Origin of the sequence: Glutamicibacter sp. TV12E, from assembly GCF_052441935.1 — a bacterium.
In the GTDB taxonomy this organism is placed as follows: Bacteria; Actinomycetota; Actinomycetes; order Actinomycetales; family Micrococcaceae; genus Glutamicibacter.
On the sequence record NZ_JBQVVF010000001.1, the window covers coordinates 1119833 to 1143563 of the forward strand.

At 62.0% G+C, this 23731-nt stretch carries 23 protein-coding genes; 11 read left to right on the top strand and 12 right to left on the bottom strand.

What is annotated here, in order from left to right; translation table 11 throughout:
• Positions 1 to 35: 35 nt before the first annotated feature.
• The 3 genes from tilS to dacB are packed head-to-tail and all read right to left on the bottom strand — an operon-like array spanning position 36 to position 3277.
• A complete protein-coding gene (gene tilS, locus ACT7DV_RS05140) occupies positions 36 to 977 on the bottom strand; it encodes a tRNA lysidine(34) synthetase TilS (RefSeq protein ID WP_444661179.1) in 942 nt (313 codons plus the stop codon).
• Positions 974 to 1894, bottom strand: coding sequence for a zinc-dependent metalloprotease (locus tag ACT7DV_RS05145; RefSeq protein ID WP_444661180.1), 921 nt, complete (start codon positions 1892 to 1894; stop codon positions 974 to 976). The genes tilS and ACT7DV_RS05145 overlap by 4 nt, the downstream gene beginning before the upstream one ends.
• Before the next feature lie 18 nt (positions 1895 to 1912).
• Positions 1913 to 3277, bottom strand: coding sequence for a D-alanyl-D-alanine carboxypeptidase/D-alanyl-D-alanine endopeptidase (gene dacB / locus ACT7DV_RS05150; protein ID WP_444661181.1), 1365 nt, complete (start codon positions 3275 to 3277; stop codon positions 1913 to 1915).
• Positions 3278 to 3374: 97 nt separating this feature from the next.
• Here dacB and ACT7DV_RS05155 point away from each other — a divergent pair, with 97 nt between their 5' ends.
• Positions 3375 to 3854: an inorganic diphosphatase gene (locus ACT7DV_RS05155; RefSeq protein WP_105658632.1), complete on the top strand. Its 480-nt coding sequence runs from the start codon at positions 3375 to 3377 to the stop codon at positions 3852 to 3854.
• 105 nt (positions 3855 to 3959) lie between these two features.
• Here ACT7DV_RS05155 and ACT7DV_RS05160 read toward each other — a convergent pair whose 3' ends face one another.
• Positions 3960 to 5114, bottom strand: coding sequence for a DNA recombination protein RmuC (locus ACT7DV_RS05160; protein ID WP_444661182.1), 1155 nt, complete (start codon positions 5112 to 5114; stop codon positions 3960 to 3962).
• A 137-nt stretch (positions 5115 to 5251) separates the two neighbouring features.
• On the opposite strand from ACT7DV_RS05160, the gene ACT7DV_RS05165 reads away from it, so the two are divergent.
• Positions 5252 to 5890, top strand: a complete 639-nt coding sequence (locus ACT7DV_RS05165) for a pyroglutamyl-peptidase I family protein (protein WP_444661183.1) — start codon at positions 5252 to 5254, stop codon at positions 5888 to 5890.
• Positions 5891 to 5899: 9 nt separating this feature from the next.
• Positions 5900 to 6112, top strand: coding sequence for a hypothetical protein (locus ACT7DV_RS05170; RefSeq protein WP_444661184.1), 213 nt, complete (start codon positions 5900 to 5902; stop codon positions 6110 to 6112).
• A gap of 158 nt (positions 6113 to 6270) precedes the next feature.
• Here ACT7DV_RS05170 and yczR read toward each other — a convergent pair whose 3' ends face one another.
• Positions 6271 to 7671: a MocR-like transcription factor YczR gene (yczR, locus tag ACT7DV_RS05175; protein ID WP_444661185.1), complete on the bottom strand. Its 1401-nt coding sequence runs from the start codon at positions 7669 to 7671 to the stop codon at positions 6271 to 6273.
• A gap of 61 nt (positions 7672 to 7732) precedes the next feature.
• Between yczR and yczE the strand changes: the two genes are divergently transcribed.
• Together yczE and ACT7DV_RS05185 are read left to right on the top strand one after the other, a co-directional pair.
• The gene (gene yczE, locus ACT7DV_RS05180; protein WP_444661186.1) at positions 7733 to 8368 is read left to right on the top strand and encodes a membrane protein YczE; all 636 of its coding nucleotides are present in this window, start codon (positions 7733 to 7735) and stop codon (positions 8366 to 8368) included.
• 58 nt (positions 8369 to 8426) lie between these two features.
• Positions 8427 to 9029, top strand: coding sequence for a hypothetical protein (locus ACT7DV_RS05185; RefSeq protein ID WP_444661187.1), 603 nt, complete (start codon positions 8427 to 8429; stop codon positions 9027 to 9029).
• Between the two features lie 37 nt (positions 9030 to 9066).
• Here ACT7DV_RS05185 and ACT7DV_RS05190 read toward each other — a convergent pair whose 3' ends face one another.
• Positions 9067 to 9897 (bottom strand): Cof-type HAD-IIB family hydrolase, encoded by an 831-nt coding sequence (locus tag ACT7DV_RS05190; protein ID WP_060700197.1) that lies wholly within the window; start codon positions 9895 to 9897, stop codon positions 9067 to 9069.
• Between the two features lie 124 nt (positions 9898 to 10021).
• A complete protein-coding gene (gene serS / locus ACT7DV_RS05195; RefSeq protein WP_444661188.1) occupies positions 10022 to 11299 on the bottom strand; it encodes a serine--tRNA ligase in 1278 nt (425 codons plus the stop codon).
• Positions 11300 to 11337: 38 nt separating this feature from the next.
• Between serS and ACT7DV_RS05200 the strand changes: the two genes are divergently transcribed.
• Entirely contained in the window at positions 11338 to 12384 is a 1047-nt protein-coding gene (locus tag ACT7DV_RS05200) for a diacylglycerol/lipid kinase family protein (protein ID WP_444661189.1), read from the top strand.
• Positions 12385 to 12457: 73 nt separating this feature from the next.
• Here ACT7DV_RS05200 and pheA read toward each other — a convergent pair whose 3' ends face one another.
• Positions 12458 to 13381 carry a prephenate dehydratase gene (pheA, locus tag ACT7DV_RS05205; RefSeq protein ID WP_444661190.1) on the bottom strand — a complete coding sequence of 308 codons (924 nt, stop codon included), beginning with the start codon at positions 13379 to 13381 and terminating at the stop codon, positions 12458 to 12460.
• Positions 13378 to 13704 carry a rhodanese-like domain-containing protein gene (locus ACT7DV_RS05210; protein ID WP_444661191.1) on the bottom strand — a complete coding sequence of 109 codons (327 nt, stop codon included), beginning with the start codon at positions 13702 to 13704 and terminating at the stop codon, positions 13378 to 13380. The genes pheA and ACT7DV_RS05210 overlap by 4 nt, the downstream gene beginning before the upstream one ends.
• 67 nt (positions 13705 to 13771) lie before the next feature.
• Between ACT7DV_RS05210 and ACT7DV_RS05215 the strand changes: the two genes are divergently transcribed.
• Both ACT7DV_RS05215 and ACT7DV_RS05220 read left to right on the top strand, forming a co-directional pair.
• Positions 13772 to 15118: an amidase gene (locus ACT7DV_RS05215; RefSeq protein WP_444661192.1), complete on the top strand. Its 1347-nt coding sequence runs from the start codon at positions 13772 to 13774 to the stop codon at positions 15116 to 15118.
• 52 nt (positions 15119 to 15170) lie between these two features.
• On the top strand, positions 15171 to 16628 hold the full coding sequence (locus tag ACT7DV_RS05220; RefSeq protein ID WP_444661193.1) for a peptide MFS transporter: 1458 nt from the start codon (positions 15171 to 15173) through the stop codon (positions 16626 to 16628).
• A gap of 82 nt (positions 16629 to 16710) precedes the next feature.
• Here the strand turns inward: ACT7DV_RS05220 and ACT7DV_RS05225 are convergent, their stop codons facing one another.
• Positions 16711 to 17034: a DUF4190 domain-containing protein gene (locus tag ACT7DV_RS05225; RefSeq protein WP_236995224.1), complete on the bottom strand. Its 324-nt coding sequence runs from the start codon at positions 17032 to 17034 to the stop codon at positions 16711 to 16713.
• Between the two features lie 15 nt (positions 17035 to 17049).
• Here ACT7DV_RS05225 and pgm point away from each other — a divergent pair, with 15 nt between their 5' ends.
• Complete coding sequence (pgm, locus tag ACT7DV_RS05230; protein ID WP_444661194.1) at positions 17050 to 18687, top strand: phosphoglucomutase (alpha-D-glucose-1,6-bisphosphate-dependent); 1638 nt, start codon at positions 17050 to 17052, stop codon at positions 18685 to 18687.
• Here pgm and ACT7DV_RS05235 read toward each other — a convergent pair.
• Together ACT7DV_RS05235 and ACT7DV_RS05240 are read right to left on the bottom strand one after the other, a co-directional pair.
• Positions 18684 to 20132 (bottom strand): amino acid permease, encoded by a 1449-nt coding sequence (locus ACT7DV_RS05235; RefSeq protein ID WP_444661195.1) that lies wholly within the window; start codon positions 20130 to 20132, stop codon positions 18684 to 18686. The two genes, pgm and ACT7DV_RS05235, sit on opposite strands and share 4 nt — an antisense overlap.
• Positions 20133 to 20211: 79 nt before the next feature.
• Complete coding sequence (locus ACT7DV_RS05240) at positions 20212 to 21645, bottom strand: aldehyde dehydrogenase family protein (protein ID WP_444661196.1); 1434 nt, start codon at positions 21643 to 21645, stop codon at positions 20212 to 20214.
• 103 nt (positions 21646 to 21748) lie between these two features.
• Here ACT7DV_RS05240 and ACT7DV_RS05245 point away from each other — a divergent pair, with 103 nt between their 5' ends.
• Positions 21749 to 23344, top strand: coding sequence for a hypothetical protein (locus ACT7DV_RS05245; protein ID WP_444661197.1), 1596 nt, complete (start codon positions 21749 to 21751; stop codon positions 23342 to 23344).
• Positions 23341 to 23706, top strand: a complete 366-nt coding sequence (locus tag ACT7DV_RS05250; protein WP_444661198.1) for a GntR family transcriptional regulator — start codon at positions 23341 to 23343, stop codon at positions 23704 to 23706. The genes ACT7DV_RS05245 and ACT7DV_RS05250 overlap by 4 nt, the downstream gene beginning before the upstream one ends.
• Positions 23707 to 23731: the final 25 nt, after the last annotated feature.

Below are 23731 nucleotides of genomic sequence, written 5' to 3' on the forward strand. Positions count from 1 at the left end.
TTCTAGAGGTGTGGTACTTACCTAGAGTGCCACATTTAGCGAAGTGTTGTTGAGCCGGTGCTCGTGAAAACGATCACCGGACCTCGCCGGAAGGCGCTGATTTTGCCATCCAGCTGCACCGGACCAGCGGATTTGGACTTGGGCCCGCCGATTCCGGCCAGCGCGCACAGCGCCTGTGTTCGCTCATGGCCCAGATTTTTTGCGCCGGCTTCGATGGCGCCAAGCCGCACTACCCGCGAGGCCACAGCCACCGGAAGCCCGGACAGCGCGCGCAGCTGAAGCCCGTGCTGCTCCTTGGCCTGCTGTGCCCACAGGTCCAAGGCATCGGCGTCGGCGGCAGCCAGTGCGGCGGTGCGCGCCAGCGCTTCGGGCAGATGTTCGCCGAGCTGTTCGCGCAGCAACGGCAGCGTGGCATGCCGGATCAGGTTCCGCCGGAAGCCGGTGTCCGAATTGCTCGGGTCCTCCCAGTATTCGATGCCCGCCTCGCGGCAGATCTCTTCGGTCTGCTTCCGGGTCAGCTCAAGCAGGGGCCGGCGGTAGGGGCCGCGTTCGGCCGGGATTCCGGCCAGGGACCTGGTGCCTGAACCGCGCACCAGCCCGAGCAGCACCTGCTCGGCCTGGTCATCGCGGGTGTGCGCAAGCAAGAGCTGCCGCGCGCCGGTGCTGGCCAGCGCCTGCTCGAATTGCCCGTAGCGTGCGGCGCGGGCCGAGGCTTCATCGCCGGCGGTCTGCACCGGGCAGATCAGCACCGGATCCAGGCCCAGCTCGCGGCATTGCCCCGCGGCCCGCGCGGCGACCTGTGCGCTGTCCGGGTGCAGGCCGTGGTCGACAATCACCGCGCCGAAGGCCCCGGGCAGCGTGGTGGCGGCAATGGCCAGGGCCAGGGAGTCGGCACCGCCGGAGACCCCGATCAGCGCCAGTCCCGGCGAGGTGGCCCGGGCAATCGCGGCGCGCGCTGCGTGCAAAGCGTGGCTCATCGGGTGCGGGCCAGCCAGCGTTCTGGGTGATCGAGTTCTTCGGCGCTGGGGAACAGTTCCCGGGAGCTGAAAACCTGGTTGAAGCCTTCATAGCCGATCTCGTCCACCACGTGGCGCACGAACTTGGCCCCGCGCTTGTACTGCAGCGCCTTGGCATCAAGGCCCAGCAGCTTGCCCAGCAGGGTCGCCAGGACCGAACGGTTTTCGCCGCGCGCCTCAAAGCGCCGTCGAATGGTCTTGATGCTGCCGATGCTGGTGACGTCGTTCATGACCACCATGGCATGGCCCTCCAGCACGGACATGATGCTGGTCAGCTCGCCGACCTCCGACTTCATGGCCTTCAGCCGCTCGCCGAGCTGGCTCATCGACCCTTCATCCTCCAGCGGGCCGAAAGCTTCGGCGAGGATGGACTTCATGACCTCGGGGATCCAGGGCGCATGCTCGAACTGCAGCCGGTGGGTCTGTTCATGGGTGGCAATCCACAGATAGAAATCCCTGGCGTTCAGGTTCAGTTCGCCGCGGATCTGGGTGATGGTCGGGGCGTTGAGCAGCAGCCGAGGCCCGACAAAGGGATCGAATTGGCCCAGCACCCGGGTGCCCAGCACGGAGAGCACCGCACCGAGCTCGGCTCCGGCCACCGCCGGAACCATGGCGGGAACGTTGGCCTGCTCGGGCAGCATGGCCGCAAAGTTCTGGCTGACCGCCTTGGCCCAGCCGGCGCGGTCCACCACCAGGGTCTGCGAGGGCGCGGTGGAGAGAAGCTTGGAGATCTTCTCGGCCTCGGCTAGCCCTTCACCGGCGGCGATTCGCAATTCCTCGACAATGCGCGCGGCATCCTTCTTGATGATTCTGGGCCCTGCAGGCATCAGCGTCCTGGCGGCATTGGCCGCCAATTTCCAATCGACAACCTGGTTCATCTGCTGCTCCTGCTCCTTTTAGCTCTGGCAGCCGCATCCGCGGATGGCGGTCACTGCAGAGTCGATAATCGGCTTATGCGGCGCGAGTGCCCCGCCGGGCTGGTGGGCAAAAATCGAGAAGGCGAGCAAGCGCCCGTCCTGGGTGATGGTCATGCCGGTCAATGTGGCTACCCCGGTCAGGGATCCGGTTTTGGCGCGCACCAGCCCCAGGGTGGACGGCTGGCCCAGGCGCTTCATGAGCGTCCCGTTGTATCCGGCCACCGGCAGCGAATACACCAGCTCGCGCAATTCAGGCTTGGGGCTGGTGGCCGCCGCGCGCAGCACTGCGGTCAGCGCGGCGGGCGAGATCTTGTCCTGCGCGGCCAGGCCGCTGGTATCGGCCAGATCCGCCCCCTCGGCGCCGTGTTCGCTGGCCACCGCCGCTACCGCCGCTCCGGCCTGCTCCGGGGCCATGCCCCGCTTGATGGCCACGAGCCTCCCCATGGTTTCGGCGATGTAGTTGTCGGAGACCAGCAGCATGTGCTTGATGATCTGGCGCAGCGGGGCCGATTTCACCTCGGCGATCTGCTCCCCGCCCTCATGGGATCCGCGTCCGCCCTCATTGACCTTCACCGAGGCGCCGAGCTCCCTGGCGAAAACCTTGCGGGCTTGTTCGGCGGCGTCGGATTGGTAGGCGGTATCGGTGCTTTGACCGGCGCGCCCGGCATAGTGCGCTATCGGGTACACCTCGCCGATGTTGTTGGAGGTGAACAGGGACTTGTCCCAGGCGGCATTATTGTGCGCGTCGCCAAATAGCGAATCGTCAAGCCACAGCGAGACTTCGCCAACCCCGCGGGATTCGAGTTCCTTGGCCGTTTGCTCGGCCAGGGTGGCCAGTCCCGCGTAGCCCTTGGGATGTTCGGGGTCTGATTTTCCGTCGCCCAGCAGCACGTCTCCCCCGCCGCGCAGGATCAGGGTGTTTCCATCAAGCAGCACCGAGGTGGACAGCTGGCTATCTCCGCCCAGGGTTTCCAGGGCGGCCAGCGCGGTCACCACCTTCAGGCTGGAGGCCGGGGTGCCGCTGGTGTCGGCGTTGCGGTTATAGAGCACCGTTTCGCTGGCTACATCGACAACCTGCGCAGTGAAGCTGGTGCCATCGGAGGTGTCAGCGAGGATCGCATCCAGTTGCGCGGTCAGTGCGGCGGTATCCGGCACCGGGGCTTCCGGGTTGAGATCTGCGACGGCGACCGGGTCTTTTTCAGCAACGTGGGCACTGGCCGGCGTGTAGAAGGCTTCGGGTTCACCGGTGAAGAACCGCGGGGCCAGCACCATGGCCAGAATGACTGCAACCACTGCCAGCACAGCCACCCCCAGCGTAATCGCGCGTCGGGCGGCAGTGTTCATATGGTTACATTCCTCTCGAAGTTTTATCGAAGGGGCCCTGTGGGGCGATACCCTTATTAGCGGATAACCCTAAGACTAGTTCAGGAGCGTGCTTTTCATGAGCCACGACGTGACCATCGAGATCCCGACCGGATCGCGCGTCAAGTACGAGATCGACCACGAGACCCACCGCCTGCGCCTGGATCGCGTGCTGTTCACCTCGATGCAGTACCCAACCCACTACGGCTACTTCGACGATACCCTGGGCGAAGATGGCGATCCATTGGACGCCATGGTCTTCATCCCGGGTGTTGATCTGATCCCGGGTGTTGTTGTCGAGGCTCGCCCAATTGGCGTCTTCAACATGACCGACGATGGCGGTGGCGACGCCAAGCTGCTGTGCGTTCCTGCCGACAAGCGCTTTGACCACATCAAGGAACTTGAAGACATCGATGAGTGGCTGATCAAGGAGATCGAGCACTTCTTCACCCGCTACAAGGACCTGGAACCAGGCAAGTGGGTCAAGGCCGAGGGCTGGGAAGGGCGCGAGGCTGCCGAGGCCGAGCTGGCTCGCTCCATCGAGCGCTTCAAGGCCTAGTCGCTAGACCTGAACTGCAATGGCGGTGGCCCCTTTCGGGGTCACCGCCATTTTCAGGTTCCGGAGTCATCTGGATTACACGCGGCGCATGCGCATCGGCCGTTCCTAGGCCTCGGGGAGCAATCCGGTGAGCACATCTTCTTGGGCGTCGACTTCCAGGGTCTGGACATCTTTGAGTTTGCGTTCCACCGCGCGCGTGCGCGTTCCGGCCTCCCGGACGGTGTTCTGCGCGGTGGCCAGCTGCTTGCCCAGCTTGTCCCAGACATCCCCGTATTTGCGGAATTCTTCCTTGGCCGCCGAGAGCACCTGCCACACTTCGCTGCTGCGTTTTTCAATGGCCAGCGTCCGGAAACCCATCTGCAGCGAGTTCAGCAGGCTCATCAGGGTAGTCGGCCCGGTGACTAGCACGCGATGCTCGGTCTGCAGCTTGCTGGCCAGGCCGGGGCTGCGCACCACTTCGGCGAAGAGCCCTTCGGTGGGCAGGTACATGATCGCGAAGTCGGTGCTGTAGGGCGGGGCGATGTACTTGCTGGAGATCAGTTTCGCCTGCTCGATAATCGCCCGGTCCAGCGCCTTGGCCGCCGCATCGATGGCAGCCTTCTCGCCGGACTCCTGGGCGTCGAGCAACCGCTCATAGTCTTCCTGCGGAAGCTTGGAGTCGATAGGCAGGTAGATGGTTCCGGCTTCTCGCCCGGGCAGGATCACGGCGAACTCCACGACTTCGCGGCTGCCGGGGACCACCGCGACGTTTTGCTCATACTGCTCCGCGGTGAGGATGTCTTCCAGCTGGCGCGAGAGCTGGACTTCGCCCCAGGAGCCGCGGCTCTTCACATTGGTGAGCACGCGCTTGAGCCCGCCAACATCCTGGGCCAGCGACTGCATCTCGCCGAGGCCCTGCTGGACCATTTCCAGCCGCTTGCTGACCAATTCGAATGATTCGCCCAAGCGTTTCTCCAAGGTTCCCTGCAACTTCTCGTCCACGGTTTCGCGCATCTTTTCCAGCTTGGCTTCGTTGCCCGAGCGCAGCTTCTCCATTTCCTGCTGGAGCAGCTGCTGGATCTGGATGTGCCGGTTGGCGTTGGATTCGCTCATGGCGCTGAGCTTCGCGTCAATCTCGGAGCGCACTTCTGCCATGCCTTGGCGCAGTTCATTGCGCTGGGTTCCCAGCTCTTGGCGCAACTCGGCATTGGCAGAGCGCACGGAGTCCCGAATCTGGGCTTGATCGTTGCCTGGCGTGCGGCGGATCAGCAGCAGGGCCATACATGCTGTTGCGAGAATATTAAGGATGACGAGGATTAAAACCGCGATAACCATGAGCACCTATCCAGTGACTTTCGATTGGACGTACACCCAAGATCTATCAACTCGCACCGACAGTTTAGGCCCATAATAGGTTCATGCATCTTTTGGTGACCGGCTTCGAACCCTTCGGCAACGACCAGTACAACGCCAGCGGCGAAGCCGTCCGGCTGCTTCCCGAACACTTGGACGGTCACCGGATCAGCACGGCAATCTTGCCGGTTTCCTTCCAGCGCTCCCGGGAGGTCCTGGCTGCGCTACTGCAGGAGCATCAGCCGGATGCCCTGGTCTGCGTGGGCGAGGCTGGCGGCCGGGATGAGATCAGCATTGAAGTCCGCGGCGCCAATGAAGACAACGCCCGCATTGCGGATAATGATGGTGCCCAGCCGGCACGGCAGGCCATCATTCAGGGAGGGGATTTCTTCCGCAGCGCCACAGTGGATCCCCAAGCTGTGCTCCGGGCATTGCAGCAGCATGGGCATGCTGCCTATCTGTCCGAGGATGCCGGGAGATTTGTTTGCAACCACATCGCGTACCTCGCCTATGGGCAGGAAGTTCCGGCGCTTTTCATCCATGTGCCAGCGTTGCGCCCCGAGGGGCAGACAGCCTCCGTGGGCGCCGAGACCGACAAGCTCGAATCTGTTCCAAGCGTTCAGGCCGAAGTCGGCTATAGCATCGGTGAACTAGTTGTTGCCCTGACAGACTCGTTGCAGTCGGTAATCAACCTGATGAAATAGACTTCTGGCTTGGACAGCAGTTTTGCTTTGGACCCATTGGAAGTATCAATCCTTCTGCTTTGGGGTGCAGGCCTCATCTACGTGGGCTGCCGCTACGTCCAGCGACGCTCGGTGCCCCTACTGTTCATGCTGATGGCGGCTTTATGCATTCCCGGATTTGGCGTTTGCTACGCTGCGGTTCAGCTGATCCGGAATGTCTCCAGCCTAAATAAGCAGGTCTAGAAGTTGAATTCACCTGAGGCTCGCTGGCTCGTATTATTTTCAATCGCCATCGGCATCGTTTTTGTCGGCGCCTTCGCACTCATTGCCTCTGGGGCATTGGCTACCTGGCTGGACTGATCCACAGATTATTCGAGCCACAAGCAATCTTCAGGCAGCCACTAGGCCGCCACCTTGTGCCAGGCCTCGGCGATAGCGGGAAGCGCCTGCTCCAGATCGGCTCTTTCCTGCGCGAAAGGCAAGCGCAGGTAGTGTTCCAGCCCGTGGCCCTCAACGGCAAAGGTGGAGCCCGGAGCAAGCAGGACTTTCCTGAGCTGGCGCGCCAAGGCGCTGGAGCGCGGCAGGGGCAGCTGGCACCAGAGGCTCAGTCCGCCTGCTGGCCTATTCGGCTTCCACTGCGGCAGCAACCGCTGCAGCTCGGCGACCATCCAGTCCCGGTTATCCCGCAAGCCATCCCGGGTACTCTGCGCGAGGGTTGCTCCCGAGTTCAGCAACTGCGCCAACACCAATTGCTCCAGCACCGGAGCCCCGAGATCCATGCTCATGCGCGAACGGGCTAGTGCACCCGATAGGTGCCGCGGCGTACGCAGCCAGCCAAGGCGCAGTCCACCCCAGTGGGATTTGCTGGCGCTGCCCACAGTGATCAGGTTCTTGGAGAACGCGGCCATGGGCAGGACTTCCGGTTTAGCGTCCAGCCAGAGTTCGGCGCAGGTTTCATCGATAACGCCAATGGTTCCGACACGGTCCAGTTCTGCCGCCCAGCGCTCTCGCCGGGCATCATCCAGCAGGGTTCCTACCGGATTGTGGAAGTCGGGAAGGCATAGCATCATGCTCGGGGACACCGTGCGCAGGGCCGAGGCGATCTGCTCCATGTCCGAGCCCTCTGGGCCAATGGGCACTGCCGCGGTGCGCGCACCATGCGCCTTGAGCGCGAGCAGCGAATTGGGGTAGGTCGGGGATTCTGCCAGCACGCTCTGCCCGCGGGCCATCACCGCTCGCCCTGCGGCTGCCACCGAGGAGAGGGCGCCGGAGGTAACGATGATCTGGTCCGGCCCGGTAGGCAATCCTTTGCGGGTGTAGTAATCGGCCAGGGCCAGTCGCAGCGGTTCAATGCCCAGCGGGTAGTAGCCCATGGTGGCCGCGTACCGCGGCAATTGCTCCAGGGCCGTTTGGAACTCTTCCAGCATTCCCGTGGGTGCATTGGGTGCCGCGCAGGTGAGATCGAGTGCGGTGCTTCCCGGCATCGGCCCAAAACCGCCCAGCGGCAAGGGCTCGGCTCCGCCCGCCACTGGTCCTCCGGGAATCTGGGCGATGGTTCCCGAGCCTTGGCGCGAACTGGCATAGCCGCTTTCGCGCAGTTCGGCGTAGGCACGGGAGACCGTGGTGCGGCTCAAGCCCAGGCGGGCCACGGCTTCGCGTTCGCTGGGCAATACCGCGCCGTGCAGGATGCGGCCATTGGCAATAAGCGAGCGCAACGTCTCAAAAAGCCACCGGTAGGCCGGCTGGGAAGAGTCGGCCGTTCCGAGCATGCCGGCCAGCGCAGTGCCTGTGACGCGTCCCATAAGTCCACCTTTTCAAAATTGGCTCTTTTTTACATGGCCAATTTACCGGATTATTTTATTCATGACCATCACCAATCTGACTCCACGCCAACAGCTCACCAGCGGGCGATTGCCATTGCGATTCTTTAACCTCTTTGCAGGCTTGTCGCTCTACGCCCTTGCCATGGCCATGATCATCCGGGCGCAGCTGGGCGTAGATCCATGGGATGTGCTGCATTTGGGCATCGCCAACCACGTACCGCTCTCGCTGGGCACCATCACCATCCTGGTTGGCGCATTGGTCCTGCTCGCATGGATCCCGTTGCGCCAATGGCCCGGGCTGGGAACCATCGCCAACACGCTGTACCTGGGCATAGCGCTGGACTTTTTCCTGCGCTTTTTGCCATCAATCAATGGCCTTGGCTGGCAGATCCTGACCTTGGCGGTAGCAATCCTCATCAACGGCTTGGGCGGAGCCCTCTACATCGGCAGCCACTTCGGCCCGGGTCCGCGTGATGGACTGATGACCGGGTTGCATCTGCGCACCGGGCTTTCATTGCGGCTGATCCGCACCGCGCTGGAGCTGGCGGTATTGGGCATCGGATGGCTGCTGGGTGGTCCGGTGGGCTTGGGCACCGTGGCCTACGCAGTGCTCATCGGGCCGGCCACGCAACTCTTTGTTGCACGTACCAGCGTGCGCTTGCCGCAACAACAATAACGGCAACATCTCGGGCAGTACTCGCGACAAACCCGCTTGCACAGGCAATACTGGAAATATGTTTGTCGTTGCGCTCAGCCCCCGGCCCCGCTCGGTTACCGATGTTGCCGACGCCAGCGAGCAATTGTGGCATCAGCTCTCCCAGGTGGACACCCTCGCCCCCTTCACCGCGCTGAGCGGACAGCTGCTGCTGGGCGTGCCCAGGGATCCCGACGCCGCGGTGGATGCGCTGATGCGCGTGGCAAGGCTGAACTTCTGCAATATCGGACTGGGCATCGGCAGCCTGTACGAGCCGGTGCCCACCGAGGCAGACCTGGTAGAGGGCAAGGCCGCACGCCGTGCGCTGGGTGCTCTCGAAGCGGCCACCCATCGTGGCGAACGCGTGCCGATCTGCGTTTCCTCCGGCACCGATGAGATGGATGCCGAACTAGAAGGGCTGCTGCGCATGCTGGGCCAATGGATCCGCACCAGGACCGAGGCCGAATGGTCCGTGGTGGATCTGCTTACCCCGGGAGTGCGCGGCCAGCAGAAAGCGGTGGCCGAGATCCTCGGCATCACCCCGCAGGCGGTGTCCGCCGCCATCGTGCGTTCCGGGTATAACGACGAGCTCGGCGCACGGGCTGCCATCGCCCGGTTGCTGGAATTCACCGACCAGCTCTAGGGCACGGCAGGCAGCAGCCATTGTCCCTGCAATAGGACTAGTCCTGGAGCAGCCCCTCGAGGATGATCGCCAGACCGTCCTCGTCTACGCCTTCGGTCACCGCATCTGCCGCGTCCTTGACCTCGTCCGGAGCCTGACCCATGGCCACGCCATGACCGGCCCACTGGAGCATTTCGATGTCATTGCGGCCATCGCCTACGGCCAGGGAATCTGCCAAATCAAACTCGAGGATCGCGCGCAGGCGCTCCAGTCCGCTGGCCTTGGTGGTGCCGTCGGCGGCGATATCCAGCCAAGCGGTCCAGCCGACCGAGTAGGTGACTCCGGACAGGCCCAGGCCTTGCACCGCATGGCCGAATTCTTCGGCGGTGTTATCGGTGGAGAACACCACAACACGCACGGCCTTGTTGCTCAGCAATTCGTCGAAATCGACCACCCTGGTTTCGGCGCCGAAGCTGGCATCGCCAAAAGCCTGGTTGGAAAGAAATTCGCCGCGCTCGTTTTCCAGCGCGTACTTGGCCTTGGGCAATTGCTTCCAGAGCGCCTTCAAGGCGACGGAAGGATCAAAGACTTCGCGGTGGATCACTTCGACGTCCCCGTCGGCCACCTTGGCCAGCACTCCGCCATTGCTGACGACCACATAGCCGTGGTCAATGCCCAGCTCTTCCATGACCGGAAGGGCGGCGCCCAGAGAGCGTCCGGTGGAAATGACCACTTCATGGCCTTGCTCCACCACGGCCCGGGCAGCCTCGCGGACCCGCTGGCTCATCTGTCCCTGATGGTTGACGATGGTTCCGTCCACATCAAGGCAGATCATCAATTTCTGCTTATTCAGTCGGTCGTCGTTGCCGATCTTTGTCATAACTGTCATGGCTCAAGTTAACCATTGCCGCCGCAGTTTAGCGATGACCCACGGCACAGGTGCGCTTGAACAGCTGGTTAACTGCAGTTGCCGGCCACCCGCAAGGGGTGGCCGGCAACTAGCTGAACCTGTTTTACTTGAGCACTTCAAGTCCGCCAAGGTATGGCTGCAGGGCCTTGGGCACGTTGACCGAGCCGTCGGCGTTCTGGTGGTTTTCCAGAATTGCCACGATCCAGCGGGTGGTAGCCAAGGTGCCATTCAGCGTTGCCACCGCACGGGTCTTGCCCGGCTTGCCATCAACGATTTCGCGTTCACGGATGTTCAGGCGGCGGGCCTGGAAGGTGGTGCAGTTCGAGGTGGAGGTCAGCTCGCGGTAAGCGTCCTGGGTGGGAACCCAAGCTTCGCAGTCGAACTTGCGGGCAGCGCTCATGCCGAGGTCTCCGGCGGCGGTGTCGATCACCCGGTAGGGAAGTTCCATGCGGCCGAGCATTTCTTCTTCCATCGCCAGCAGGTTCTGGTGCTCGGCTTCGGCGTTCTCCACGCTGGTGTAGATGAACATCTCCAGCTTGTTGAACTGGTGCACGCGGATGATGCCGCGGGTGTCCTTGCCAGCCGAGCCGGCCTCGCGGCGGTAGCAGGAAGACCAGCCAGCGTAGCGAATTGGCCCCTCGGACAGGTCCATGATCTCGTCCGCGTGGTATCCGGCCAGGGCCACCTCGGAGGTGCCAACCAGGTACATGTTGTCGCGCTCGAGCTTGTAGATCTCGTCGTCGTGGGCCACGTCGAAGCCGGTGCCCTGCATGGTTTCGGGACGAACCAGGGTGGGGGTGATCATCGGGATGAAACCCCGCTCCAGGGCCACGTCCAAGGCCATGTTCATCATCGCGATTTCCAGCCGGGCGCCGATGCCCTTGAGGAAGTAGAAGCGCGAGCCGGAGACCTTGGCACCGCGTTCCATGTCGATAGCGTCGAGCTTCTCGCCGATCTGCAGGTGGTCCAGCGGCTCGAAGCCTTCGGCCTTGAAATCGCGGATGGTGCCCACATGCTTGACGACAGTGAAGTCGTCTTCGCCGCCGGCAGGAATGCCCTCGATGATCAAGTTCGGGATCAGGCGCTGCAGCTCGGTGCACTTGGCAGCAGCCTCATCGGACTGGGCCTGGGCGGACTTGACCGAAGCGGCCAGCTCCTTGACCTCGGCCAGCAGCGCGGAGCGCTCCTCCCCCTTGGCTTGGCCGACCTTCTTGGAGAACGCATTCTGCTCGGCACGCAGGCGTTCGTAGGTGGCGATGGTTTCACGACGTGCCGTGTCAGCTGCCAGCAGCTGGTCAATTAACGACTCGTCGGCACCGCGCGCGCGTTGCGAGGCACGGTACAAATCCGGATTTTCGGTGAGCATTTTAAGGTCGATCACACATAAAGCGTAGCAATCATGAGTACGATGAAAGCACTATGCAGACAAATCGTGTGATCGTTTTCTCTGCCGTGGCTGCCGCAGCTGCCGCCGCGGCAACCAGTTGGTACTCGGTGCGCAAGCTGTCGCACTACCGCTTGCCCTCGGCACAAGAGCCGGTAGCGGCCGAACACGCCACCCCGGGCAAGGTGGCACTGGTCATCAATCCTTCCAAGTCAGGTGCAGAAGAAGCGCAGAAGGCCGTGGAGCGGGTTTGCGCTGAAGCAGGCATCGAAGCGCCACTGGTTCTGCACACCACCAAAGAGAACCCAGGCCAGGATGCGGCCCAGGAAGCCCTGGATGCGCAATGCGACACAATTATTGCCGCGGGCGGCGACGGAACGATTCGCGCCGTGGCAGAGGTGCTCGAAGGCACCGATGCCTCTTTGGGCATCCTTCCGCTGGGCACCGGCAACCTGCTCGCGCGCAATGTCGAGATCCCCATTGATGACCTGCACACCGCAGCACTGGTGGCCGTGCGGGGCATGGTGCGCCGAATCGATGTGGGACACATGAAGCTGAAGCTGCTCGATGGCAGCGAGGCGGACCATGCGTTCCTGGTCATCGCCGGTGTTGGCACCGACGCGGATCTTTTCGACGACACCAATGAAGAGCTGAAATCCAAGGTCGGCTGGCTCGCCTACTCGGAGGCTGGCCTCCGCCAGCTGCCCGGCAAGCGCAAGAAGGTCAATTTCAAGCTGGACGGCGATGAGAACTGGCAGAACCGCAAGGTCCGCTCGGTGCTCTTTGCCAACTGCGGCAAGCTGCAGGGCCTGGACTTCGTCCCGGATGCCAAAATTGATGACGGCGTGCTCGACGCGGTCATCCTGTCTCCGCGCTCGGCCGCTGGCTGGATGTGGATTCTGCTCAAGACCGCCTTCCGGGCCAAGAACAAGATTCCGGTGATGAGCTTCTACCAGACCCCGGGCATCGCCCTTCGCTGCACCGAGCCGATGAATACCCAGATTGACGGGGACCCCACCGGCGAGGTCAATGAGCTGGAAGTCAGCGTTTCGCCCAGCGCACTGCGCCTGCGCACCCCGTAGCTGCGAGCCTCACCTGGACACAGCGAAGGCCCTGATGATCCCGCGAGGATGGTCAGGGCCTTCGCGCACCTGTCTAGAACCGATCGCGCAACGACTGCACCCAGCTGCGGGCTTCGCTGAACGCGGCATCGGAATTGTGCGTATCAACAAAGGGCTCAACACCCTGGGCCGCCGGGTAGGAACCGAGGAAACGTAGCTCCGGGGACAGGCGGTGCAAACCGGACAGGGCCGCGGCAACACGTTCGTCGGCGAGGTGGCCTTCAAAATCCACAGAGAAAAAGTACTGCCCCAGGCCTTCTCCGGTTGGACGCGATTCAATGCGCGAAAGGTTCACCCCGCGCGCGGTGAACTGCTCAAGAAGTTCCATCAGCGCGCCGGGACGGTCTTCGGGCAGCGGCATGATCAGCGTGGACTTGTCCACCCCGCTGGGCGCCGGGAGCTTTCCCGGACGGGTGACCAGGATAAATCGGGTGACCGCGCCGATGTTATCCTCAACCCCGCGCACCAGCACGTTCAGCCCGCGCTCCTCGGCCACCAGCGGGTTGCAGATGGCCGCATCATGCCCGGGTTCGCCATCGCCCAGGGCCACCGCGGCAGCCGCAGTGGAAGAGGCCGGAGTGAAGACGGCGCCGGGGATATTCGCCTCCGCCCACAAACGGCATTGCGCCCACGCATGGCCGTGCGTGGAGATGAGCTTGATCTGGTCCAGCGAGTCGATGCCCGGGCGCACCGCCAGCACGAAGCTGATGGGCACTAGAATCTCGGCTACGATCTGCAGGGCCTGGCCTTGGGCGATGGCGTCCAAGGTGGCCGAAACGCCGCCCTCCACCGAATTCTCGATCGGCACCATCGCAGCGTCGACACTTCCATCACGCACCATGGCCAGCGCGACATTCACATTTGCTGCGGGAATGCGCTGCGCTGCTTCAGCCCCGGGAACCTGCAGCAGCGCCGACTCGGTGAAGGTGCCGGCAGGTCCCAGATAGGCGTATTTCATCGGACGTCCGGCTCCTGCCCGTTCTCCGATTCCATGGGCAGTCCTGCTTCAATCCACGCGTCGGAGCCGCCGGCGATATTAAAAGCGGTGTGGCCCATGCCGGTGAGCCACGCGGCGGCCTGCGCCGAACGCCCGCCGGTACGGCAGATCACGTAGGTGTCCACGTCCGGGTCCAGCTCGCCAACACGCTCAGGCAGGGTGCCGAGCACGATGTGGGTGGCACCGGCAGCGTGGCCTGCTTCCCATTCGAAGTCCTCGCGCACGTCAAGGATGAAGGCATCCTTCGGGACATCGTTGACCGAGACAGTTTCAAAATCGCTCACGGCTAGCATTCCTCACTTATAGGGTGTTTGCTTATAAGACTAGTCATTTCCTGCGTCGAAAGCCGACATGTTTCCCTCCAGCGCCTTGAAATTGCGAGACGATCTGGCCCGTGGCGAGATTTCCAGCCGCGAGCTCACCGAGCATTACCTGAACCGCATCGAGCAGCACAAGGATCTGGGCGCCTTTGTGCATGTCGCCGAGGACGCCATAGCGGCCGCGCGGGCCGCCGATGAGGCGCAGGCGCGAGGGAATACCGGCCGGCTGCACGGGCTGCCCACCGCGTTCAAGGACCTCAACGACGTCGCCGGAATGCCCACCACCTATGGGTCGGCCGGGGTGGATCATCCAAAAGCCACCCGCGACCACCCGCTGGTGGGGCGCTTGCGTTCCGAGGGCGTGGTCATCCTGGGCAAGACGCAGGTTCCGGAGTTCGGGCTGAGCAGCCATTCGGAAAATCTGGTGTCAGCGCCCTCGCGCAATCCCTTTGATCCCCAACGCTCCTCTGGCGGCTCCTCGGGCGGGCAGGCCGCGGCGGTCGCTGCCGGGATGATTCCGGTGGGCGCGGGATCCGATGGCGGCGGCTCCGTGCGCATTCCGGCCGCAGCTTGCGGACTGATCGGGCTCAAGCCCTCGCTGGGCCGGGTGCCCTCGGATGTGCTGGACGGATATGTTGATCCGCTGGGTGCGCCAAAGCTCGCGGTCTCCGGCCCCCTGGCCCATGATGCGCTGGATGCGGCCCTGCTGCTCGACGCGATGCGCGGAAAGGACCACTATCTGCCGTTGCTGCAGGGCAGCTACCCGCAGCGGCTGGACGGGTTGAACATCGGATTCAGCACCCTCTCGCCCTTTGAATCGGTGTACGACATCTCGCTCTCCCCCGAAGCACGCACCGCCTTTGAGAGCGGCCTTGAGTTGCTCGGGCAGCGCCATCGGGTGCAGCCAGCCCGGCTGGACTACGCCTCGGACTATCCAGAAAGCTTCGCTACGGTGTGGACCAATGGGCTGAAGGACGTGCCAGTGAATGACGAGTCCTTGCTTGGCGAGCTGGCCAGGGATTACCGCCGCCGCGCAGCCGGGCGGTCGCTGGAACAAAATTTGCAGGCGGGTTCACGGCTCAAGCAGATCGCTGCCGATTTTGTGCGCCAGTGGTCGGCCTATGACGTGATTGCCACCCCGGCCATGGCGAGCATTCCACCGCTGATCGGGCACTATACACAATCCACGGCAGATCGCGATTATATGTTGCAATGCCAGTACACCCCGTACACCTCCATGGTGAACGTCGCCTCAGTCGCTGCCATCACCATCCCGGTCACGACCACCAGTGCCGGATTACCCATGAGTATTCAGCTGATTTCCCCGCGTTCCGATGAGGGGCTTCTGCTCGCGCTGGCCGCCCAGATGCAGGTGTGAGCTTTCCCATATAAGTAGGTACTCGGGTAGGCAAAAGCGAAAAATATTACGTATGTCTACTGCAACAACGAGCACTTCCAGCACCGGAAGGACCTTCTTCGGTCACCCCGGTGCGCTCGCAAGCCTGTTCAGCGTGGAAATGTGGGAGCGATTCTCCTTCTACGGCATGCAGGGCTTGCTGGCTTACTACATGTACTACTCGGCCACCGAGGGTGGCCTGGGGATGGACCAGGGCCTGGCCCTGTCGCTGGTCGGCGCCTACGGCGGCGCTGTCTACCTCTCCACCATCCTCGGCGCGTGGCTCTCGGACCGGCTCTTCGGTTCCGAGCGCGTGCTGTTCTTCTCGGCCATCGCAATTATGCTCGGCCACATCGGGTTGGCACTGCTGCCGGGCTACATCGGCCTGATCGTTGGCCTGATCCTGGTAGCGGTGGGCTCCGGCGGCCTGAAGGCCAACGCCGTGGCCCTGGTTGGTTCGCTCTATGCCAAGGATGATCCCCGCATTGATGCAGGCTTCTCCCTGTTCTACATGGGCGTGAACATCGGCGGGCTGATCGGCCCGCTGCTCACCGGCTGGCTGCAGGTTTCCTACGGCTTCCACGTTGGCTTCGGCGCCGCCGCCATCGGCATGGCTATTGGCCTGGGCATCTACGCTGCCGGACGCAAGAAGCTTCCTGCCGGCGGCAACATCCCGAACAATCCGCTGCCTGCCGCCGAGCGCAAGCGCTACGTGGTCATTTTCGCCGCCGTGATCGTCCTGATCATTGCCGCCTTCGCCAGCAAGATCGTGACCCCGGAGAACCTGGCAAGCACCATCGCCTATGTGGTCATCGCCGCTTCGATCATCTACTTCGCGCTGATCCTGCGCAGCAAGAAGGTCGATGCGACCGAGCGCAAGCAGGTCTGGGCATTCATTCCGTTCTACATCGGCTCGGCCGCCTTCTGGGCACTGTTCCAGCAGCAGTTCACCTTCATCGCCGCCTACTCGGATCAGCGCCTGGACCGCCACTTGGGCAGCTGGGAAATGCCGCCGAGCTGGGTCACCTCGATCAACCCGGTGTTCATCATCGTCTTTGCCGGCATCTTCGCGGCCCTGTGGACCAAGCTGGGCAAGCGCCAGCCGCACACCGCCATCAAGTTCGGCTTGGCACTGGTCATCGTGGGTGCTGCCTTCCTGTGCTTCATCCCGCTGGAATCCTTCGCCAAGACGCCGCTGCTGGCCCTGGTGGGCATCTTGCTGCTGTGCACCTTCGCCGAGCTGCTGCTCTCGCCAGTAGGCCAGGCAATTGCCACCAAGCTGGCTCCGGCCGCATTCGGCACGCAGATGATCGCGCTGTTCTTCTTGTCGGTATCCCTGGGCACCACCCTGTCGGGCGTGCTGGCCGGCTACTACACTCCGGGCAACGAGATCCCCTACTTCATCGCCATGGGCGGCACCGCCGTCGTCGTGGGCGTAGCCATGATGGCTGCAACCCCGGGGCTGAAGAAGCTGATGGGCTCGGTTCACTAGAGCTCGGCTCAAACTGTCAATGGCTGGTCCCGTTCGGGGCCAGCCATTGTTGTCTGCGGGGAGATTCTGCGCAGTTTTGGGCTTATGAGTAGGTCATATTCTCGTAATAGGAATAATCCCCGTATTCGGAACCGATGAACCAGATGAACCAGATGATCACCGCGTAGGCGACTATGGCTAGGGCCAATCCGATCCACGAGGTGATCAGGCCAGCTATGGCCAAACCCCTGGATTGCGGTTCGCGGCGTAAACCGAGGTGCCCTGTAATGACTCCGGCCAGCGGAACGAGGATAATGGCAGCAAAGCCCAGCATCGACAAGATGCCCAGCACGAGGGAAGCCACGGACAATCCTGTGGGCTCTCTCGGTGGCTGGTAGGGATTTTGCGGATACTGGTAGTAGCTCACAACTACTATTCTTCTATGAATTCGCATAAAGCGCATCAACCTGAGAGGCAATCTGTGGCACACCTTCGAGCTGGACAACCAGCCAACGAATCCGACCTGATCAATCTTCAGGAGGTGCTCGATGCCTACAGCAGCATCATTCCTTCCAGCGACAACCCCGACCAGGCAGTCATATTCGGCACCTCGGGGCACCGCGGCACCTCGCTGAACGGCACCTTCAACGAGGCGCATATCGCCGCCATCACCCAGGCCGTGGTGGACTACCGTGTTGCAGCGGGGATCACCGGCCCAATGTATGTGGGCAAGGACAGCCACGCGCTCTCGGACCCTGCCTACCAGACCGCCCTCGAGGTCCTGGCGGGCAACGGCATCGAGGTTCTCGCCGACGACGGACTGACCCCTACCCCGGCGGTTAGCCACGCAATCCTGGTGCACAACGCCAAGGGCGGCGATCAGGCGGACGGCCTGATCATCACCCCATCGCACAACCCGCCAACCGACGGCGGCATCAAGTACAACCCGCCCCACGGCGGCCCGGCAGAATCCGAAATCACCGGCCCGATCGCCGCACGCGCCAATGAGCTGCTGGCCAGCGGGCAGATCAAGCGGGGAGAAGCCGCCGCCAAGCCTTTCGACTTCCGCGAGCTGTACATTGCCGACCTGGCTGAGGTCATCGACTTCAAGATCATCGCCGAGTCGGGCATTTCCATTGGCGCCGACCCGCTGGGCGGGGCTTCGGTGCACTACTGGGGAGAAATCGGACGCCGCTACGGCCTGAACCTGGAAGTCGTCAACGAGAGCGTCGACCCGCGCTTCGGCTTCATGACCCTGGATAAAGACGGCAAGATCCGCATGGACTGCTCCTCGGCACACGCCATGGCATCTTTGGTAGCCAACCGCGAAAAGTACGACATCGCCACCGGCAACGACGCGGATGCAGATCGCCACGGCATTGTCACCCCGGATGCCGGGTTAATGAACCCGAACCACTTCCTGGCTGTGGCCATCGACTACCTGCTGACCCATCGCGGGAACTGGCCGGCGGATGCCGAGATCGGCAAGACCCTGGTCTCCTCCGTGCTCATCGACAAGGTGGTGGCCTCCCACGGCCGGACCCTGCGCGAGGTGCCGGTGGGCTTCAAGTACTTCGTTGAACCACTGGCCTCGGGCAAGGTGGCCTTCTGCGGCGAGGAGTCCGCAGGAGCAAGCTTCCTGGACTTGTCCGGCAAGGCCTTCAGCACCGACAAGGACGGGCTGATGCTCGCCCTGCTGGCCAGCGAGATGCGCGCCGTCACCGGCAAGAGCCCCAGCCAGTTGCACGCGCAGCTGGTGGAGCGCCACGGTTCGAGCTTCTATGACCGCTTCGATGCCCCGGCAAACCGCGAGCAGAAAGCCGTGCTCTCCAAGCTGGATCCCTCGATGGTCTCCGCCACCGAATTGGCGGGGGATGCGATCACCGCAAAGGTGACCGAAGCAGCCGGTTTTGCCATTGGCGGCCTGAAGGTCTCCAGCGAGCACGCATGGTTCGCGGCACGTCCTTCGGGCACCGAGGACATCTACAAAATTTATGCAGAGTCGACAAAATCACCCGAGCATCTGCAGCAGGTGCTCGCAGAAGCTCGGGTGATTGTTGATGCTGCTCTAGCTGGCTAGTTCAGCTTCGCGGTCCATGGGTCGATGGCTTCGGCTGGCTGCTTGCGGGTAGCCAGCCAGTGGCCCAACCACAGCAAGAGGAAGATCGGAAGGCCGACGTAGCTTGATGCCATCTGCAGCAGGTTGCCGTCCAGCACCGCCTGGTAATTCTGTCCTGCGATCACCACAATGAGGATCACAAAGGCGAGAATTGGGCCCAGCGGGAACAATGGCGCCTTGTACGGAAGGTCGGCCAGATCCTGGCCGCTGGCCACGTACGCCTTGCGGAATTGGTAATGGCTCACCGCAATCCCCACCCAGGCGATAAACCCGGACAGGCCGGACACGTTCAGCAGCCAGGTGTAGGCCTCGCCCTGACCGATAATTGCCGTCAGGAATCCGAAAAGTCCTACTGAGGCGGTCAATAGCATGGCCGGTACGGGGACACCGCGCTTGTTGAGGCGTCCAAAAATCTTCGGCGCCTTCCCATCCTTGGCCATGGAGTAAAGCATGCGCGCAGAGGCATATAGGCCCGAGTTGCCTGCAGAAAGAATGGCCGAGAGGATTACTGCGTTCATCAATGCCGCAGCGAAGGCGATGCCCGCGCGCTCGAAGACCAGGGTGAATGGCGAGGTGGCAATGTCCGATGCCTCGGATGAGAGCAGCGATGGATCCAGATACGGGATCAACATGCCGATGACAAAGATGGCACCGATGTAGAAGAGCATGATGCGCCAGAAGATCGTCTTGATGGCTTTCGGAACATCGCGCTGGGGGTTTTCCGCTTCACCAGCAGCTACACCAACCAGCTCGGTGCCCTGGAAAGAGAATCCAGCGATCATGAAGACCGAGACGATGGACAGCCAACCGCCGACAAATGGCGCATCCCCATCGGTCCAGTTGCCGAAGCCAGGCGAGGTGCCGCCGATGATTCCGAAGATCATCGCGAAACCGCAGATCAGGAACACGATGACGGTGATGACCTTGATTGCCGCCAGCCAGTACTCGCCCTCGCCAAACGCCTTGGCTGACAAGGCGTTGAGTCCGGTCAACAGCACCAGGAAGATCGCCGCCCAGATCCAGCCCGGAACATCCGGAAGCCAATAGGACATCACGATGCCGGCCGCTACCAGCTCGGCGGCAACGGTAATTGCCCAGTTGAACCAGTAGTTCCAGCCAATCGCGAAGCCAAAGTGCCGGTTAACGAAAACGGTGGCATAGGTCTGGAATGAACCTGCCACCGGAAGCCGCGCACTCATCTCGCCAAGCGACTGCATCAGCAGCAGCACCATGATGCCAATCAGGGCATAGGCTACCAGCGCGCCACCGGGGCCAGCTTCAGAGATCGTGCCGCCGGACGCGACGAATAGTCCGGTACCAATTGAGCCGCCAATGGCAATCATCTGCATATGGCGAGCTTTGAGGCCACGCTTCAGGCCGTCCTGCGACGGTGCGGGCTCAGTCATGCGCTACATCTCCTGGTGCCTAGAAATTTCCAACCTTTCAATCCAAGCACCCTGAGCAGTCTCATAGCTATGAACCGCGCTACAGTAAGCGATCAATAATCTTTCGCTTGGCCCACGAATATGGAGGATAAATTGCGCTCAGGGTATCCACAACCGTGGTTTTGTTGAGTTCTGAACGCATCTGCGAAAGCCGGTCGAAGCCATGCTTGCCGTGATACGACCCCATTCCGCTGGCCCCCACCCCGCCAAACGGCAGGGTGGGAATGACCATCTGGGCCAGCGGGGCGTTGTGCACAATAGCCCCGGCGCGAACCCGATCGGAGAAAATCGACTGCAGCCGAGGGCTCTCGCTCATGAGGTATGCGGCCAGCGGCGATGGGCGCCGGGCAATGAACTCCAGCGCTTCTTCGAAGCTTTCGACCTCGATGATTGGAAGGATCGGACCGAAGATCTCCTCGGTCATCAAGGTGCCGCCAAGGTCCACGTTGCGCATGATGGTCGGAGCGATGCGCAGGGTTGCTTCGTCATACTCACCGCCGAACACCACCTCGCCCTGTTCCATCATGGCCAGCAAGCGCTCAAAATGCTGGTGGCTGGCAATCCTGCCAAAATCCGGGTGGGTGATCGGCTCCTTGCCGTAGAAACCGGAGATGGCCTGGCCCAACCGGCTAATCAATGGCGTGGCATCGCCGATGCACAGGATGTAGTCCGGTGCGACGCAGGTCTGGCCGGCATTCATGAATTTCGCGTAGGCCAAGCGCTTGGCGGTGGCCAGCGAGTGGTTGTCAACGACAGCCGGGGATTTGCCCCCGAGTTCCAAAGTGGTGGGAGTCAGGTGCTGGGCGGCCGCCATCGCGACAATTTTCGCGACCCGCTCCCCGCCGGTGTAGAAGATGTGGTCCCAGCGCGCCGCCAGCAATTCGGAGGCGGTATCCGCGCCGCCTTCGATGACCGCGAAGACCCGCTCATCCAGATAGAGAGGGAGGAACTTGGCCAGGGCCCCCGAGGTGGCTGGGGCGAGTTCCGAGGGCTTGAGAACCGCGGCGTTGCCAGCGGCAATGGCGGCAACCAGCGGCGCGAGCACCAGCTGCAGCGGGTAGTTCCAAGCACCAATAATCAAGACCACGCCCAGGGGCCGCGGCTCGATCTTCGCGATGGCCGGCTGGAGCGCCAACGGCACCTTCACGCCGGTGCTGTCCATCCATTCGGCCAGGTGCCTCAGCGCAAAATCGATTTCTGCGCGCACCACGTCAACCTCGGCAAATTTGGCTTCGGTGGGGCTCTTTCCGAGGTCGTCATTCAGTGCCTGCACAAAGTCGTCAAGATGCTCTTCGAGCATCTTCTCCAGCGCGCGCAATTGCTGGATCCGGAAGCGGCGCGGGTGGGTGATTCGGGTGTCGGCAGAACGGCGCAAATGGCTCAGAACCGTGGCAATTCGTGAAGGATGCTCGTCCACCGGAGGAGCGGAATCGCCGACCGGCTCGGGCAACGGAGTGGAAGTAAACAGACCCATGATTTGAGCGTACGTCACCGAACGGAAATTCCCTCGATTAATGCGCCGAAGGATTCATTATGTATCAACTATTTGATACATTAATTGTCACCGAGGAGGCACGATGGCATCTCTATCAACACAATTCGGCACATTTGCCGTAGCGGCGCTGGTTGTTTATTTCATATTGCGGGCATTCGGTCGTGCTAAGAACGGTGAATTGCTCAGAAGCGCACGACAGCACGCATTGTGGTGCGCAATCATCGGATACTTTGCCACTACCTCAACTAGTTGGTTCGGCGAAGCCGTGGCCGTGCCCATAGGCGATCAAAGCAATCTCGATGTTGCGATGAGCATTGCATCAGCGGCCACCCCTGGCTTGTGGGTCGCCTTCATCTATATCGCGAGCCAGTACACCTGGCCACGCAGGTTGAAGCCGCTGCGCACCGCAACTCTTGCCCCACGTTCCTTGACGAGCCCGATACCCAAGAAACTCGTTGCGGCAACGGTGGTTGTTCTGATCCTGGCCTGCGTGACGGTTTACTCTGTTCGAGACGTCGCAGCCATTGCACCAGTGCCAGAGACTGAAATCAGTGCCGATGATTATTCCTATAGCAATCCTTCGCAGGACGGATTGCGTGCTGCCGGAGAAATCCTGCCTTACCTCTACGTGAGCTTCGGAATTCTCGCATTGGCTGCAATCGCAGCTTCCATTGTCATCCTTAGGCGTCGTCCTCTTCCGGGCATTTCCGAGCACAATAACCGACTGTTGCGCACCACGTGGTTGAACCGCCTTTACCGCACCGTTGGCGTATCGCTGGCGGTACAGGCTGGGGAGGCCCTGCACTATAAAGCGCGCTGGTTCCACAACGAGTCCACACGCTACATTGATGGTTCAGGTGCGGGGATCGAGTACATGGATAGCATGAACAAGATCGGAAACGACCTGGACTGGACGGCGAACTATGCTGTCCTGGGTATTTCGGTCTTGATGCTTTTCTGGCGACCGCCGACGAACTTTGAAAATCTTCCGCGGGCAAAACGCACCGGGTTCAGCAGGCTGCGCGATCAGCTGTTCTCCCTGCAATACGCAACAGCGCTGCTCATGTTCGTTGCCATTTTTATCGCATGGCCGTTTTTGCCTGTCATCGATGACTACAAGTTGCCTACCGGCGAGCGCGAGACGTGGATGTTGGTGTTTTTCTCTGGTGCCGCAGTGTTCTACCTTGCCTTGAATGCGCTTTACCTCGGGTACGTGTACGTTGTTTCACGGCAGATTTCTGCCGCTCCCAGGCATTCGGCAAAGTTGTCCATGTGGCCGTATATTTGCGCCGGATTGCTCATAGCCTCGTGCTTGTACTTCTTGCTCTTTCCACCGTTGGACTATTTATGGGGTTTCGTTGCGCCCAGCAAAGTGGTTGTCATTGCCCTAGTCGTACTGCTCGTCCTCGCGCATCTAGGATTTACCTGGTTCACGCGTCGAGCCATTATCCCGTGGAACGTTACGACCGCTGAAGAAATCTGGTACCGAAGGGTATTGGAACTGCGTTCCCTGCGAGCGGTCACCAGTGCCGTCGCGGCCATGCTGGTTGTCGGTTACGAGTTCCCGGTCCGCCTAGATCTTCTTGCCGTTATGATCTTCTGCATTCCGGCGGTCATATTCCTGGAACCCCCCAAGGCCAGCGAAGCCAAGTCCTTGCAGGGGTCAACGTCCGCATGAGCACACAGATCAGTGTGGACCTTGAGGCAGCCACCGCACCCTATGAGCAGATCCGCTCGCAGATTGCCGCACTCGTCAACCTTGGCGAGTTGTCGCCGGGCACCAGACTACCGACTGTTCGCGCACTGGCCACGGACTTGGGGGTTGCAGCCGGAACGGTGGCTCGCGCCTATAAGGAGCTGGAAGCCGAAGGGCTGATTTCTTCGAGGCGCCGCGCCGGCACCGTAGTGAGCGAACGACCCGGATCTGTTGATACCCACGAAGATCTGGTGGCCGCGGTGGACCAGCTGTGGAAATTGGCGGCGGCGCAGCATGTTGACGCCGCGACCCTCAAGGCGTTGGTGGCACGACGCAAACCTTGAGGATTTGTTCTGTGCATCCCTTCTG

Coding starts and splice junctions, on each gene's coding strand:
- tilS (WP_444661179.1), bottom strand. CDS start 977: ATGAGCCACGCTTTGCACGCAGCGCGCGCCGCGATTGCCCGGGCCACC.
- ACT7DV_RS05145 (WP_444661180.1), bottom strand. CDS start 1,894: ATGAACCAGGTTGTCGATTGGAAATTGGCGGCCAATGCCGCCAGGACG.
- dacB (WP_444661181.1), bottom strand. CDS start 3,277: ATGAACACTGCCGCCCGACGCGCGATTACGCTGGGGGTGGCTGTGCTG.
- ACT7DV_RS05155 (WP_105658632.1), top strand. CDS start 3,375: ATGAGCCACGACGTGACCATCGAGATCCCGACCGGATCGCGCGTCAAG.
- ACT7DV_RS05160 (WP_444661182.1), bottom strand. CDS start 5,114: ATGGCCCTGCTGCTGATCCGCCGCACGCCAGGCAACGATCAAGCCCAG.
- ACT7DV_RS05165 (WP_444661183.1), top strand. CDS start 5,252: ATGCATCTTTTGGTGACCGGCTTCGAACCCTTCGGCAACGACCAGTAC.
- yczR (WP_444661185.1), bottom strand. CDS start 7,671: ATGGGACGCGTCACAGGCACTGCGCTGGCCGGCATGCTCGGAACGGCC.
- yczE (WP_444661186.1), top strand. CDS start 7,733: ATGACCATCACCAATCTGACTCCACGCCAACAGCTCACCAGCGGGCGA.
- ACT7DV_RS05185 (WP_444661187.1), top strand. CDS start 8,427: ATGTTTGTCGTTGCGCTCAGCCCCCGGCCCCGCTCGGTTACCGATGTT.
- ACT7DV_RS05190 (WP_060700197.1), bottom strand. CDS start 9,897: ATGACAGTTATGACAAAGATCGGCAACGACGACCGACTGAATAAGCAG.
- ACT7DV_RS05200 (WP_444661189.1), top strand. CDS start 11,338: ATGCAGACAAATCGTGTGATCGTTTTCTCTGCCGTGGCTGCCGCAGCT.
- pheA (WP_444661190.1), bottom strand. CDS start 13,381: ATGAAATACGCCTATCTGGGACCTGCCGGCACCTTCACCGAGTCGGCG.
- ACT7DV_RS05215 (WP_444661192.1), top strand. CDS start 13,772: ATGTTTCCCTCCAGCGCCTTGAAATTGCGAGACGATCTGGCCCGTGGC.
- ACT7DV_RS05220 (WP_444661193.1), top strand. CDS start 15,171: ATGTCTACTGCAACAACGAGCACTTCCAGCACCGGAAGGACCTTCTTC.
- pgm (WP_444661194.1), top strand. CDS start 17,050: ATGAATTCGCATAAAGCGCATCAACCTGAGAGGCAATCTGTGGCACAC.
- ACT7DV_RS05235 (WP_444661195.1), bottom strand. CDS start 20,132: ATGACTGAGCCCGCACCGTCGCAGGACGGCCTGAAGCGTGGCCTCAAA.
- ACT7DV_RS05240 (WP_444661196.1), bottom strand. CDS start 21,645: ATGGGTCTGTTTACTTCCACTCCGTTGCCCGAGCCGGTCGGCGATTCC.
- ACT7DV_RS05245 (WP_444661197.1), top strand. CDS start 21,749: ATGGCATCTCTATCAACACAATTCGGCACATTTGCCGTAGCGGCGCTG.
- ACT7DV_RS05250 (WP_444661198.1), top strand. CDS start 23,341: ATGAGCACACAGATCAGTGTGGACCTTGAGGCAGCCACCGCACCCTAT.